The organism is Paenibacillus sp. J22R3 (assembly GCF_056269305.1).
On record NZ_JBWDNS010000006.1, the window covers coordinates 444,924 to 457,348 of the forward strand.

The following is a 12,425-nucleotide window of genomic DNA, read 5'->3' on the forward strand; positions in this document are numbered from 1 at the left end:
TGGGTGCACTGGGTGACTTACGTCCACCGATTGCCAATCTCGAGTTAACGATCCGCAAACAATCCGCTTTTATACTGAACCTACGACGGCAGCAAGCCAACTCTTATCGAAGGAAGGAATCTGATAGTATGGGCATTCATGCGTATTTCCAATCGTTAACCGACTTGGAACGAATTATTCGTTGTCCCGGCAAATTCAAATTCCAGGAACATAGCGTTGCCGAGCATTCGTGGAAAGTGATCCAGTATGCCAAAACTCTGGCCGATATCGAAGAAAGCCACGGTGTCACTGTCGACTGGAAGAAGCTCTATGAAATCACCAGCAGTCACGACTACGGTGAAATTTTCATCGGCGATATTAAGACGCCCGTCAAGCACTACTCCATGGAGCTGCGCTCCATGTTACAGCAAGTCGAAGAAGGAATGGTGGCCCATTTCATCGATGAGCATATCCCTGAAGAGTTTAAGTCCATCTTCCGCAGACAGCTGCGCGAAGGCAAGGATGATTCCGTAGAAGGGCAAATCCTCGAAGTGGCCGATAAAATGGATCAGATCTACGAAGCGTTCGCCGAGCTGCAGAAGGGAAATTCCGAGCAAGAGTTCATCGTCATGTACCGATATGCGCTCATTAAGATCAAAGGCATTCGGCTGCACTGCGTCGATTACTTCCTGCAGCACATTTTGCCCGACCTCGTAAGCGAAGGAGCTCGCTCTCCAATCGACATCGAGCAGATCACGAAGGAAGCATTGGCGTCCTAATGCTGACCTCATTTCCGTTAGCATTGCCTTATCAGTTATTCATGCATCCGTCGAATTGTTAAAGGCCATCCCGCTGCGGGATGGCCTTAACTTTGGTATAGACTCAGCTCTCCAGGTCGTAGGCTACGGGGTGAAGCGGTTGGTAAATCGGAAGATCCGCACCGCTTGGAAACTTAATGGAGGCCAGCTTGCCCCAACCTTGATCGCTGATCGGCGCCGAGATTTCAACACCTGCTGCCGTTAAATCCATTAGCGTCTTCTCGATGTCCTCGCACATAAAGTAGAACTCGTGCTTGCTTGGTCCATCTGTAGGATGTACAGCAATTTCTGCAGGGGGAAGTTTAAAGATAAGCCACCCGCCGCCGGCATCCACACCTGCTAATCCGAGTACGTCTCGCATGAAAACCCGGTCTGCATCCGCGTCCGTGCTATACAAAATAATATGTGCAGCATTGATCATAGCGGCAACTTCACTGCCCTTCTGTTTAATATTCGCCCTTAATAACGAAGAACGAACCCCGAATGGTGCCGGCTAATTTGGACTTCTGCCTTGCGAATTTAAACTTCGGTTCCAGCTCCTTCGGTATCTCCATTCCTTCAGACAGCTTAAACCCAACAGCCCGCTTCTTAGGGTCATCGACCGTATACATCACATTGATCGAAAGGCCATCCTCATAGAAGACGTAGGTAAATTGAATGTTTTCCACTTGAAAACGCGAGGTCTCTAAAGGCTTGGCCGCAAACTCGATATTGCGTTCCTCCTTCAGAATTCGGTTCGCATAATCGAGATCTTCCTGACTTTCGCTTGCCGGGACAGTCGTAAACACATGTTCGTATTTGTTCATAAAATAACGGGCTTCATTCGCGCGCAAGCCGGCAAGCGTCTCTGCTACCGGTGAAGACTCTAAACCAACTGTAGACACATTTTTAAAATCAACGACATACGACATTGTCATCCCTCATTCTCTCCATATAATCCTATTATCCCCGATATTATACCAAATATTAGGCTAGAGGCGTAAGAACCACTTGCTCCCCGGAACGGGTGTTTTTGAATTATTGTTCAGCTTGCTCATGAAGAAATCGCAATGCCTTGCGAAGGTAGAACGGAGGGCCGTCGTCCAGCTCGGGTCTTGCCCTTTCCTCGGTGTGGTGCAGAATAGATTGGTAGCTAATGGCGTGATGGATGGCATGGATGACCTCGCAGAGCGACCAGAGCTCCAACAGACGGTGCATCGGCTCGAAGTCGCTCCACATGGCCAAATAAACGTCTCGAAGTTGACCACGCAGCTTTATATCGCTTTCATCAAAGATGAGGAACATATCCATGAAGGGATGGCCTACGGATGCGTCCGTCCAATCGATGAGGCTCAGCCTGTCGTCTTGTGCGCTTGTCACATTCCCTAGATTAAGATCGCCGTGCAGCAGCGTGGATGGAATCTCGTACTCCGAGAGCTTCAAGCACATCTCCGTGATTTTGGGCAGTTGCTTTCGAAGATCGCTAATTTCTTCCGGCGTTAGCCGGGCTATCATTAGTTCGTCATCCAAAAGCGGGGCAATGAAAGGAATATATCGATGCGGTCTGCGATCGGCACAGCCTACTTCCAGCAACTCATCTATATGGTTGATGGAATCAAGCTGGATGCCTGCGAATATTCGCAGCAACTCCATCTTCTGTTCCATTGTAACGCTATTTCTTATGCTCATTCCGCTATCGCTTGATAACATCCATCCGTATCGCGGTTCAGCTCCAAGGACGACCGGTACACGCCCCGGGTAGAAGTTACCTATGAGTTGAAGAAACTTCGCTTCATCCACAAACAACGGTTGTTCGGCATTTACTTTGAAGTAGACATTTCCCTGTGTGGTGGGTACCCGGAGGACACACGACAGACTCCACCATTTCATGGGCTCCGGTTGCGCAATAACCTCGCTGCCCAATGAGGCGACAATCTCTTGTATCCACGTCATGACTCCGGTAAACCAACCGCTGTTCTCCCATGGCCGGCGGTACTTTGGCTGATCAACGGTCTCCGGTTCAAAACAATGATTGTTAAGGACTTCGAGATGGTCCAATCGTTTGAATTGTAAATGGGGCAAGTCATCCCGTCTTACCCATTTTCCCTCTTGCGTTAATTTGTCGCTGCCAAGATTGTCTAATAAGAAGATGCCTTCTATTCGACCCCGTTGTAGGTCTTCTGAAATAGATACGTATCTGTACGCGATCACCGGCTGACCGAACATACGCGACATCTCGCGTGTTGCTGAAGTCGAGGAAATTTGTTCTTCCACTCGCAGACCCGGGAGACACCACTCGTCATTTTCTTTCTGCACAAACACCCGGCCCGCGAGCGTCGGGTGCGGCAATATGCCATAAATTACATTAACATTGTCCATGTGATCATAACTCCTTGTACGAGGTGATCGGATCAACGATCCGTCGGCGATGCATTGACTTAAGTCAATGCAAGCAAAAACCCTCCCAGATACAATGAAATTACCACGTACATCTAGGAGGGTCTCTAATGGTTAGCCAAGGAAGAGAGATATCGGATCAGCGAAAGTCGGCTTTAACTGGCGGTACAGCGCTCATGATCATGACGCTTGCCGCCATTTTTTCGTATGGCTTTGTGCATGCAAGGATTTTGAAACAGGGGGATGCAAGCGCCGTACTCCAGTACATGATTTCGCATCAACATCTATTCAAAGCCGAAATCTTCGGTTGGATTATCATCCTGCTGTGCGATATTGTGGTCGCTTGGTCATGCTACGTGTTCTTGAAATCAACCAATAAATATCTAGCCTTGCTCAGCGCATGGCTCCGTCTTGTTTATGCGACCCTATTAGGAATAGCGATCGCCAATTTATTATTCGTGCTGCCGATGACTACGTACAGCACCGATTATGTATCACCTTATACCTCCAATCAACTTGGAGCACAAGTGATGTTACATTTACAGGCCTTTGATTCCATTTGGTCCTTTGGTTTAATCGTCTTTGGCGCGCATCTGCTGATTTTGGGAATATTGGCTCTCCAATCAAACAACGTACCACGATGGATCGGCATCCTGCTGCTTCTAGCTTCTATTGGCTATATCTTGATTCACATGAGTAAACTATTTTTTGCGGATTATGAGGAAGTCGGGAAGATACTCGAAATTGTTTTTACTGTCCCCATGACAGCGGGAGAACTCGGCTTTGGGTTATGGTTGCTATTCAGGGGAGGAAAATAGACATATTCACCTGATTTTAAGCTATGTATATTCGCGATGCATTCTCTTCTTAATTCTACTTAAAGACTCCGGGGTCATGCCGAGAAAACTCGCCAATTGATGCTGCGGTACCCGGTCGATTAGAGAAGGTCGTTTCACTAGCAGCGCCTTGAAGCGTTCCTCAGGTGAAGAAGCAATGAACGCCGCAAATTCCGCCTGCACCTGACTAAAGTTCTCTTCAATCATCTTACGAGTCATCGACTCCAACTGCGTGTATTTGGTATACATGTCCTGTTCAATATCCAGGTCGCCAACCACCGCCACAGAGTCTTCTAGGCACGCAATGGTGTAGTCGGATGACTTGTCTGCCTTATGATGATTGAAAAAAGCAATCGCCTGCTCTTCGGTATAAAAGTTCGATGTAACCTCGTTCCCCTCTTCATCGTTCGAGTACTGCCTGATACATCCCTTCAGAACGAAATAACATTTTGCAGGTACCTCTCCTTGTTTAAGGAGGATGGTTCCCTTCTTAAATTCTTCGATATGAATTTCGTTCACGATCGCTTGTTGTTCTTCTTCACTTAAGGAGGTCAATTTCGTCATATAGGTGAATAAAATGTGTTCCATGATCACTCTCTCCTTCTACAATGACGGCTGTTATCCCCATTGTACTACACGAATACGGGCGATTGATAAAGAGAAGGCATAAATAAAGGCCTGCCGAAATGAATCGTTCGATGTTGACTTAAACCATGGTTTAAGTCGTATTCTATTCCTGTCGACAGGAATAGATTATGGAGGTCTCCGGATGAAGTACCGTTCTATTGGCGAAGCTGCAGCGAAATTAACGATCCCGGAATCTACGATACGGTATTATGAAAAAAAAGGACTGCTCCCCCTGATCGAGCGCGATGAAGCTGGCAGGCGGCTATTTTCAGAAAAACAAATGGCACTACTTGAGACCGTTATTTGTTTAAAGAACACGCACATGCCCATAAGCGGTATAAAGCAGTACATGGATTGGATTATGGAAGGGGCAAACACCATTCCACTCCGACTTGAAATGATGAACGCTCACAAGCAAGCTGTGCTGGCTGAAATTTCGTTGATGACTGAAGCGTTAAAAGGAATTGACGACAAAATTGCTCGATATACAAACGGAAAATCTATAGAGAAGGTGGATTAGAATGAACCTTTCAGGGAACACAATACTCATTACGGGCGGAAGTGCCGGAATCGGATTAGCTTTTGCAGAACGCTTTATTCAAGCCGGCAATACAGTCATTGTTTCTGGACGGCGCGAACATGTCCTTCAGGAGGCAAAAGAAAAATATCCAGCGCTGATCACGCGAGTAAGCGATTTGAATTCGGAATCCGAGCGCGCAGCATTATTTGATTGGGTGACGGCGAGTTATCCGGAGGTCAATGTGTTAGTTAACAATGCAGGGATCCAGCAACGCTTTCATGTATTGAAGGCGGACGCTAAGAATAGTTGGCGTGAGTTCAACCAAGAAATTACAACAAATATAGAAGCGCCTATCCATCTTTCTATGCTGTTCGCTCCCTATTTTGCGACCAAAGAAGACGCGGCAATCATTAATGTGACATCGGGCTTAGCCTTCACTCCACTTGCGATTGCACCGATTTATTCAGCAACGAAAGCCGCACTTCATTCGTTTACGATGAGTTTAAGACACCAGCTTGCTGACACTTCTGTAGCAGTTATTGAAGTCGCTCCCCCGGCGGTGAATACCGATTTAGGCGGTGCGGGACTGCATACGCATGGTGAACCGCTAAATGACTTCGCAGATGGCATTTTCAAGGGATTAACGGCAGGCGACACCGAGATTGGATATGGTACTTCTGTAAATCGCTTACGCATGTCACGGGATGAAGTCGATGAACATGTAGCCGCTATGTATAAGTCTTTGAGAAAAACAATTGAATAACCAGAACGCAAGCAGTCCCAGCCACCGGTTAAGTTGCTGGGATTTTTGCTGTATGTTTTCCGCGTGTATTTTGAATAATAACTCCAACTGGATAACCTTGTTATCCCCATAATCATCACAAAAACCGTCCTTAAATCGTTATATATACAGCAGGACAACCTACACTGCTTGAAGGGGGAACTTGGCATGTCGAATACATCTATACTCGAGTCCGATCAAGGGAATTTAGCGGAGGCACAAGGTAACGTCAATCCGGATGTGATGGAACAATTGGCGAAACCGGAAGTACGGGAAGCCTTAACTGCACTGATTCTTCATTTGCCCCAACTTGCCGAAATTTCTACTCAACTTATAAAGACTTACGATTTCACCCAGAAGGTGCTTTCAGACCGCGTGCTTCTCGCAGATACCGCGAAGAGCATGAAGGAGTTAGCGATTCCGATTGAAGAAAAGATCAAGGCCATTGCGACCGCGGCTATCGAGGCCTCTGACCGGGCTGAGAAAAGCAATGAAACGATCGGTTTGCTTGGCATGTTGAAGTTGCTGAAAAACCCGGAGCTGCAGAGGATGCTTCGGTTCGGTCAGGCCTATCTGGATATTCTAGGTGAGAGAAAGAAATAAACCGCACCGCACGTCGTCCAATTATCTTGATCCATGGGGAGGACTTTAAGATGAGAAAACAAATCGTGATTGTCGGCGCCGGCTACGGGGGACTACTGAGCGCCCTCTCCGCACGAGCCCATTTAACAGCCGAAGATGCTGCTATTACCGTTATTAATCGCGTTGCGACGCACCAAATCGTTACCGAGCTGCATCGTCTTGCCGCAGGAAACGTTACCGATCAGGCCGTTGCCTTGCCTTTAAATAAGCTTCTGAGAAATAAAGACATCCAAGTGAAAATCGGGACGGTTCAACAAATCGACCCCGTGGCCCGCAAGGTCGTATTGGAAGACGGTTCTTTGCTGAGCTATGATGCGTTGGTCTTGGCCTTAGGCAGCGAAAGCAATTATTTCGGGATTCCGGGTCTTCAGGAGAACAGCCTGAGCCTTAAGTCGGTATGCGACGCGCACCGGATCAACAAGCACATCATTGAACGAATCAGCCAATATGCGCGGACGAAGAACAAGGCAGATGCAACCTTCATCATTGGCGGCGGCGGCCTCACCGGCGTAGAGGTCATCGGCGAGCTTGTCGACGAACTCCCGGGTATATGTCGCCAATACAATGTCGATTATGCGGACATCTCGCTGTTACTGGTAGAGGCCGGCCCGGCTATTCTTAAAGGGTTTCCCGCGGAATTAGTTCAGCGGGCGACGGAAAGCCTTGAGAAGCGAGGCGTACAGCTTCTTACCGGGCTCGCGGTCACCGAAGTCAACGGGGCAACTGTAAGCTTGAAGGACGGAAGAAGGATCGATGCCAATACCTTGATTTGGACCGGTGGCGTGAAGGGCCATCCGCTTGTTGCCGATTGCGGCGTGGAGGTGAATCGCGGGCGGGCGGTCCTGAATCCGTTCTTGCAATCCGTTTCTCATCCCGATGTATTCGTGGCAGGCGATTGCGGAATTGTTATAGGCCCGCAAGGAAACCCGCTTCCGGAGAGCGCGCAGCTGGCGTGGCAGATGGGCGAGCAAGCGGGCGCGAATATCGCGGCAAATTTCAAGGGTATCCGCATGAAGGAATTCCAATATGTATTCTCCGGTACGCTTGCCAGCCTTGGCCGCAAGGACGCCGTCGGCTTTATCGGCGAGACAGGCATCGAACTGAAAGGTCTGCCGGCCACCCTGATGAAAAAAGCAAGCGATGTCCGTTATCTAACGCACATTAACGGATTATCCTCTCTCGCTTATTTCTAAGGCTAGCTAGTGCTGGGCAATAACGCGACAAGAAAACGGCTGCTTTTCCTGCATAGGTGCGGGAAGGGCAACCGTTTTTGTTTTGTTTATTTGATCTGCCCAGACTGTAGATGACTCCTTGCTTCTAGAAATGGAAAGCGTGCTTGACATTCCGTACATCGCACCCTATACTCCCCTTATGGGAAGCTAGCTTTCCATAAGGAGGATGAACGCATTGAACAACCGTTTAGAAGAAATTCGCAAGCAACGCGGAATTAAACAAGAAGAATTAGCAACGGCTCTTGAAGTTTCTAGACAAACGATTGGTTCGCTGGAAAACGGGCGTTATAATCCCTCCATTCTTTTAGCGTTCAAGATTGCTCGTTTTTTCGGTATGCGCATCGAAGAAATCTTTATTTATGAGGAGGATGAACTTGTATGAATAAAACGATTTCGTATTATTTTCTGACCGTTGCAGGCATAGGACTACTGGCAGTTGGTGTGTATTTCATCAAAACCATGGAAGATCCACAAGGTTTGCTGCGAGCGTTGCCTTATATCTGCGTCGGGCTTGGCTGCGGCCTATTCGGTCATGCTATGGGAGAAATAATCCTCCGAAGCGCTATGAAGAAGAATCCCGCCGCAGCAAAGCAGCTGGAGATTGATCAGAACGATGAGCGTAACTTAGCCATCGCTAATCGGGCAAAGGCGAAAGCCTATGACATGATGGTTTTTGTGCTTGGCGCTTTAATTACATCCTTTGCTTTGATGGGTATCGATTTAATCATGGTCGTGCTATTAGTTGTTGCTTATATGGTTATTCTTGGTTATAACTCTTATTACCGTTACAAGTACTTTAAAGAAATGTAGTGAACGGCTTTCGGCTCATAAATATAGACGAATACTCGCTTATGCTGAACGCTGATTTGACTTAGAATTACCATATATAAGATTGAAAAAGGCTGTGATTGTATTGTTAATCAAAAGAGACAAATGGTTGCAATATCGCCTCCTTCGCATTCGCCCTTCTCTCGCCGGACGGTTGCCGGAAACACAGTTGCTGAAGAAGAACGCTTTATCGAAGATGCTGCTTCACTATCGCAGCGTCGTACTGAAACCTCGCGACGGGAGTTATGGCAGGGATATCGTGTTCATTAAACGGAACGGCGTGAACACCTATCGTATGCAAAACGAGAAGAATGCGGTCACCATGAGAGGCACCGATAAGTTACTCCAATGGCTCCGTCAAAGAAACAGAGCTCGCGGATATATTGTCCAAAGGCGTCTGCAGCTTGCTCAAATTCAGCACAAGCCATTCGACCTTCGAATCATGGCCCAGCGAACAAAAGGCTCTTCTTCCCCTTGGCAAATAACCGGCTCCTACGCGAAAGTGGCGGCGCAAGGATATTTGGTCACGAATGTGACCAGTCGCACCATTCCGGTGCTTCAGGCGCTTAAATTAGCCCGAATCGGAGATCGGCGCATGCTGGCCAAAGCGGAACGGATCGCACTATTGGCTGCCAAACGATTGGGGGAGCGTTACCCTGAGCTTAGACAAGTCGGGTTCGATATAGGCATCGACCGGAACCGCCGGATTTGGATTATTGAAGGCAATTATCAACCGGATTTGCGCCCTTTCCGGCTCTTGAAAGATACCTCGATGCTTCGCCGAATATTATGGTATAAGAACCATTAAAGCGAACAAGACGACCAGCCATTAAACTTCGGCTAGTCGTCTTGTCATGTTTGCTACCTATTTTGGAGTATGCAGCTTTGGTAGTTACTTACGTCTTCTGGCACTTACAACGCGCGTCACTTGGAACCGATTTGCCCCTACCTGTATAATGGCGAAATCGCTGAAAGAAGTACCGGAAGAAGTATAAGGTTGCGCATCAATATTTCCACTCGGCGTGATAACCGTTGCGGTGATTCTAGTCAACAAACAGACACCACGGCTGGAAGCTCTCCAAGTCGTATTACTCGCAACCCTATAATTGTCGTCACTACAAAAGATGGATGCATATTCAACCTTCCCAAACGCAGTATACGAAGTGGAGTTATAAATCTGAACAGGGTCATACCCAATGGATCCTCTATTTCCCATCCTCAAAACCTCCCTTATGATTGAGATTATTTATTAAATGCATCTCTATCATTTTGGTAAGGTATAAATGTGGACAAGAATTAAAAAGTGCGTTTGCCCATACGATTGCGTCTCGGCTGACAAACCTATTTAAACGTGCTAGCATGTTATTAAATAATCGGCAGATTACTATGCGAGCATGGAGGGATATGGGGTCGATGATAGAGAACCGTCGCCTGAAAGTCATTATGGAAGTTCAACAGCAGATGCTGCTGTCTAACTTTGATTTAAAGCTATTTATGAATACAATATGCGATCGGATGTGCCTATTAACAGAAGCCGACGGTTCTACCATCGAGATGCTGGCGGGAGACGAAATGGTGTATGCTGCCGTCAGCGGTACTTTGCAGCCTCATATTGGCATTCGACTGAATAAGAACGGCAGTTTGTCGGGATTGTGCGTAACGAAGAAAGATATTCTGTATTCCCCGGATACGCAGCAGGATGATCGCGTCAACAAGGAAGCGTGTATGAAAGTCGGCGCGCGAAGCATGGTCTGCGTTCCCTTGTTTGAATCCAGCAACGCTGTCGGTGTGTTGAAAGTCATCTCCGGCCGACCTGATGCTTTCTCGAGCCGCCATATCGAGACGCTGCAATTGTTATCGCTCGCTCTGGGTTCCGAGCTGGGTAAACAAGTCAACTACGACGACAAAATTCGGATTCTGAATGATTACGAGCAATTATTGGTTCAATTAAGAGCCGAAATAGAAAGACGCGAGAAACTAGAGCACGAGCTTATTCAATTGACAGAGCGCGATATTCTGACGGGGTTACTTAATCGTAGAGGCTTTAGCGTTCGCATCCAAGGCTGGATGAATCGCGTCGGTCAAGAAGAAGGCTTATTCGGCGTGTTCTACCTCGATTTGAATAAATTCAAGCAATGCAACGATACTTACGGCCATGAAGTCGGCGATCTCGTGCTTGTAGAATTCGCGAATCGCATCAAGCATGTCATTCGCGAATCCGATCTGGTCGCGCGCGTAGGCGGCGATGAGTTCGTTGTGGCGGTATGGCTGCAGAACGACTTTGATGGCTTGATGCAAGTTGCCAAACGGTTAATTGAGCAACTGGAGTCACCCATGCAGATTAAGGAGCTTCAACTCCCCATGACCACCAGCGTTGGCTGTACGTTATGGGCAGAGGGCAAGACGGAGCTCGACCTCATGCGTGCGGCGGACCAAGCGATGTATCTCGCCAAGTCGAGCGGCACCAATCGGATTGCGGTTAATGGGGAACTCATCCCGTAACAAGTAACAAGCATCCACCTTGGGCCATCGGCGCATACAGTAACAGCGCAATTGCAATGATCCCGCCCGGACAGCCGGCCCCACATCAAAGCAAGAATACGCCATTGGTATCCTATACCCGTCTATTGGTTAATCGTGAGGAAATAACGATTAACCTTGTTCAGTTTCTCCTTATGCTTGCCTCGTGAACTCTCCATATTGCCAAACTCAAAGAATTTTACATTTTTAATGCCCACAAAGTTGAAGAGCGCTCTTCGCATTATTATTTTATGGGCGTTATGAAGCCAGATCATAGGATAAAAAGCCGGTCCTTTCATGGTGGAGATGCAAACGACCGACTTGCCTTTCAGAAGACCTTCCGGAAAAGCACCGCCTTTCTCCCTATAAGCAAATCCTGAAGCAAACATCTGATCGATATAGCCCAGAAGCAAAGCCGGGGGACGCCCCCACCAAATCGGATAGATGAGTACAATTTTGTCGGCCCAAAGAAGCTGCTCTCTATACACGGCAAGATCCGGGTCCATGTGCATGTCTCTCCTGCGCTTATTCTCGTTAAAAATCAGAACCGGATTAAACCCTTCTTCGTACAAATCCAGTACCTTTACCTCTGCGATCCGACCATTCCCATTGCATCCGTTAACGACCTCCTGCAAAAAAGCATAACTCAGGCTCTGATGATTCGGGTGTGTAAAAATAACCAACGTTTTTATAAAGCTCACCTCTTACTTATCATTTGATAACAATAAAATAGCACATTGTTATTTTTGTTGTCAAATGATAATTGTTATTTGATAATCAGTTTGCTATTGTTTCTTAAAGAGGTGATTTGATGCTTACGAACGCGTTATTTCAAAAATTCGTTACCTTCATATCTGCCGTCCATCAAACGACGCATGAGATGACAAAGGACGCTCGATCAACTGAAATTACGGCCCTTCAATATAAAATTCTGGAGTACGTTGCCATTAATCAACCTGTCACTCTTAGCGAAGTCAGCGATTGCATGCATATGTCCATGCCAAACACCAGCCGAGAGCTAAGGAAACTAAGCGAAAAACAGCTTTGCCAAAAAGCTGCGGAAACAGAGGACAAGCGCAGACAGTCTATTCGGCTTTCCGAAAAAGGGGAAGCGTTAATGACATCGTCTTTTCAGGCCGCGGAAGCCCAATTTCTCAAACGAATTGAAACGGTTTCCGATCAAGAACGAAAGGACATTGAGCGCGCGCTCGATCTTCTGAGCTCTAAAGTTTTTTATTGATGAAAGTCGGTTCGCCTTGCGTCTTT

At 47.3% G+C, this 12,425-nt stretch carries 17 protein-coding genes; 11 read left to right on the plus strand and 6 right to left on the minus strand.

What is annotated here, in order from left to right; all coding sequences use genetic code 11:
• Positions 1-128: 128 nt before the first annotated feature.
• On the plus strand, positions 129-758 hold the full coding sequence (locus AC0YN4_RS25500; RefSeq protein ID WP_475783253.1) for an HD domain-containing protein: 630 nt from the start codon (positions 129-131) through the stop codon (positions 756-758).
• 103 nt (positions 759-861) lie between these two features.
• On the opposite strand, the gene AC0YN4_RS25505 is transcribed toward AC0YN4_RS25500, so the two are convergent.
• The 3 genes from AC0YN4_RS25505 to AC0YN4_RS25515 all read right to left on the minus strand — a co-directional run bounded on the left by AC0YN4_RS25505 (position 862) and on the right by AC0YN4_RS25515 (position 3,155).
• Complete coding sequence (locus AC0YN4_RS25505; RefSeq protein WP_475837114.1) at positions 862-1,218, minus strand: VOC family protein; 357 nt, start codon at positions 1,216-1,218, stop codon at positions 862-864.
• Positions 1,219-1,243: 25 nt separating this feature from the next.
• Positions 1,244-1,708, minus strand: coding sequence for a phage tail protein (locus AC0YN4_RS25510; RefSeq protein ID WP_475783332.1), 465 nt, complete (start codon positions 1,706-1,708; stop codon positions 1,244-1,246).
• Positions 1,709-1,814: 106 nt separating this feature from the next.
• A complete protein-coding gene (locus AC0YN4_RS25515; protein WP_475837115.1) occupies positions 1,815-3,155 on the minus strand; it encodes an aminoglycoside phosphotransferase family protein in 1,341 nt (446 codons plus the stop codon).
• A gap of 128 nt (positions 3,156-3,283) precedes the next feature.
• Between AC0YN4_RS25515 and AC0YN4_RS25520 the strand changes: the two genes are divergently transcribed.
• Positions 3,284-3,991, plus strand: coding sequence for a DUF4386 domain-containing protein (locus AC0YN4_RS25520; RefSeq protein ID WP_475783256.1), 708 nt, complete (start codon positions 3,284-3,286; stop codon positions 3,989-3,991).
• Positions 3,992-4,012: 21 nt separating this feature from the next.
• Here the strand turns inward: AC0YN4_RS25520 and AC0YN4_RS25525 are convergent, their stop codons facing one another.
• A complete protein-coding gene (locus AC0YN4_RS25525) occupies positions 4,013-4,597 on the minus strand; it encodes a Crp/Fnr family transcriptional regulator (protein WP_475783257.1) in 585 nt (194 codons plus the stop codon).
• 181 nt (positions 4,598-4,778) lie between these two features.
• On the opposite strand from AC0YN4_RS25525, the gene AC0YN4_RS25530 reads away from it, so the two are divergent.
• The 7 genes from AC0YN4_RS25530 to AC0YN4_RS25560 all read left to right on the plus strand — a co-directional run bounded on the left by AC0YN4_RS25530 (position 4,779) and on the right by AC0YN4_RS25560 (position 9,447).
• Positions 4,779-5,156, plus strand: a complete 378-nt coding sequence (locus AC0YN4_RS25530; RefSeq protein ID WP_475783258.1) for a MerR family transcriptional regulator — start codon at positions 4,779-4,781, stop codon at positions 5,154-5,156.
• Between the two features lies 1 nt (position 5,157).
• Complete coding sequence (locus AC0YN4_RS25535) at positions 5,158-5,919, plus strand: SDR family oxidoreductase (protein WP_475837116.1); 762 nt, start codon at positions 5,158-5,160, stop codon at positions 5,917-5,919.
• A gap of 186 nt (positions 5,920-6,105) precedes the next feature.
• A complete protein-coding gene (locus AC0YN4_RS25540; protein WP_475783260.1) occupies positions 6,106-6,540 on the plus strand; it encodes a DUF1641 domain-containing protein in 435 nt (144 codons plus the stop codon).
• Between the two features lie 50 nt (positions 6,541-6,590).
• On the plus strand, positions 6,591-7,772 hold the full coding sequence (locus tag AC0YN4_RS25545; protein ID WP_475837117.1) for an NAD(P)/FAD-dependent oxidoreductase: 1,182 nt from the start codon (positions 6,591-6,593) through the stop codon (positions 7,770-7,772).
• Between the two features lie 214 nt (positions 7,773-7,986).
• A complete protein-coding gene (locus tag AC0YN4_RS25550) occupies positions 7,987-8,193 on the plus strand; it encodes a helix-turn-helix transcriptional regulator (protein ID WP_475783262.1) in 207 nt (68 codons plus the stop codon).
• The gene (locus AC0YN4_RS25555; RefSeq protein WP_475783263.1) at positions 8,190-8,621 is read left to right on the plus strand and encodes a hypothetical protein; all 432 of its coding nucleotides are present in this window, start codon (positions 8,190-8,192) and stop codon (positions 8,619-8,621) included. The genes AC0YN4_RS25550 and AC0YN4_RS25555 overlap by 4 nt, the downstream gene beginning before the upstream one ends.
• Positions 8,622-8,748: 127 nt before the next feature.
• Positions 8,749-9,447: a YheC/YheD family protein gene (locus AC0YN4_RS25560; protein WP_475783264.1), complete on the plus strand. Its 699-nt coding sequence runs from the start codon at positions 8,749-8,751 to the stop codon at positions 9,445-9,447.
• 84 nt (positions 9,448-9,531) lie between these two features.
• On the opposite strand, the gene AC0YN4_RS25565 is transcribed toward AC0YN4_RS25560, so the two are convergent.
• Positions 9,532-9,855 carry a hypothetical protein gene (locus tag AC0YN4_RS25565; RefSeq protein ID WP_475837118.1) on the minus strand — a complete coding sequence of 108 codons (324 nt, stop codon included), beginning with the start codon at positions 9,853-9,855 and terminating at the stop codon, positions 9,532-9,534.
• 197 nt (positions 9,856-10,052) lie between these two features.
• Between AC0YN4_RS25565 and AC0YN4_RS25570 the strand changes: the two genes are divergently transcribed.
• Positions 10,053-11,141 carry a sensor domain-containing diguanylate cyclase gene (locus tag AC0YN4_RS25570; RefSeq protein WP_475837119.1) on the plus strand — a complete coding sequence of 363 codons (1,089 nt, stop codon included), beginning with the start codon at positions 10,053-10,055 and terminating at the stop codon, positions 11,139-11,141.
• A gap of 122 nt (positions 11,142-11,263) precedes the next feature.
• Here AC0YN4_RS25570 and AC0YN4_RS25575 read toward each other — a convergent pair whose 3' ends face one another.
• Positions 11,264-11,851 carry an NAD(P)H-dependent oxidoreductase gene (locus AC0YN4_RS25575; protein WP_475837153.1) on the minus strand — a complete coding sequence of 196 codons (588 nt, stop codon included), beginning with the start codon at positions 11,849-11,851 and terminating at the stop codon, positions 11,264-11,266.
• A 119-nt stretch (positions 11,852-11,970) separates the two neighbouring features.
• Between AC0YN4_RS25575 and AC0YN4_RS25580 the strand changes: the two genes are divergently transcribed.
• Complete coding sequence (locus AC0YN4_RS25580; RefSeq protein ID WP_475783266.1) at positions 11,971-12,399, plus strand: MarR family winged helix-turn-helix transcriptional regulator; 429 nt, start codon at positions 11,971-11,973, stop codon at positions 12,397-12,399.
• The last annotated feature ends 26 nt before the right edge of the window (positions 12,400-12,425 follow it).

Excerpts from the sequence above, each read along its gene's own strand:
- AC0YN4_RS25540 (WP_475783260.1), top strand. The coding sequence starts at position 6,106 with ATGTCGAATACATCTATACTCGAGTCCGATCAAGGGAATTTAGCGGAG.
- AC0YN4_RS25505 (WP_475837114.1), bottom strand. The coding sequence starts at position 1,218 with ATGATCAATGCTGCACATATTATTTTGTATAGCACGGACGCGGATGCA.
- AC0YN4_RS25535 (WP_475837116.1), top strand. The coding sequence starts at position 5,158 with ATGAACCTTTCAGGGAACACAATACTCATTACGGGCGGAAGTGCCGGA.
- AC0YN4_RS25570 (WP_475837119.1), top strand. The coding sequence starts at position 10,053 with ATGATAGAGAACCGTCGCCTGAAAGTCATTATGGAAGTTCAACAGCAG.
- AC0YN4_RS25520 (WP_475783256.1), top strand. The coding sequence starts at position 3,284 with ATGGTTAGCCAAGGAAGAGAGATATCGGATCAGCGAAAGTCGGCTTTA.
- AC0YN4_RS25515 (WP_475837115.1), bottom strand. The coding sequence starts at position 3,155 with ATGGACAATGTTAATGTAATTTATGGCATATTGCCGCACCCGACGCTC.
- AC0YN4_RS25565 (WP_475837118.1), bottom strand. The coding sequence starts at position 9,855 with ATGGGAAATAGAGGATCCATTGGGTATGACCCTGTTCAGATTTATAAC.
- AC0YN4_RS25500 (WP_475783253.1), top strand. The coding sequence starts at position 129 with ATGGGCATTCATGCGTATTTCCAATCGTTAACCGACTTGGAACGAATT.
- AC0YN4_RS25545 (WP_475837117.1), top strand. The coding sequence starts at position 6,591 with ATGAGAAAACAAATCGTGATTGTCGGCGCCGGCTACGGGGGACTACTG.
- AC0YN4_RS25530 (WP_475783258.1), top strand. The coding sequence starts at position 4,779 with ATGAAGTACCGTTCTATTGGCGAAGCTGCAGCGAAATTAACGATCCCG.
- AC0YN4_RS25580 (WP_475783266.1), top strand. The coding sequence starts at position 11,971 with ATGCTTACGAACGCGTTATTTCAAAAATTCGTTACCTTCATATCTGCC.
- AC0YN4_RS25555 (WP_475783263.1), top strand. The coding sequence starts at position 8,190 with ATGAATAAAACGATTTCGTATTATTTTCTGACCGTTGCAGGCATAGGA.
- AC0YN4_RS25510 (WP_475783332.1), bottom strand. The coding sequence starts at position 1,708 with ATGTCGTATGTCGTTGATTTTAAAAATGTGTCTACAGTTGGTTTAGAG.
- AC0YN4_RS25525 (WP_475783257.1), bottom strand. The coding sequence starts at position 4,597 with ATGGAACACATTTTATTCACCTATATGACGAAATTGACCTCCTTAAGT.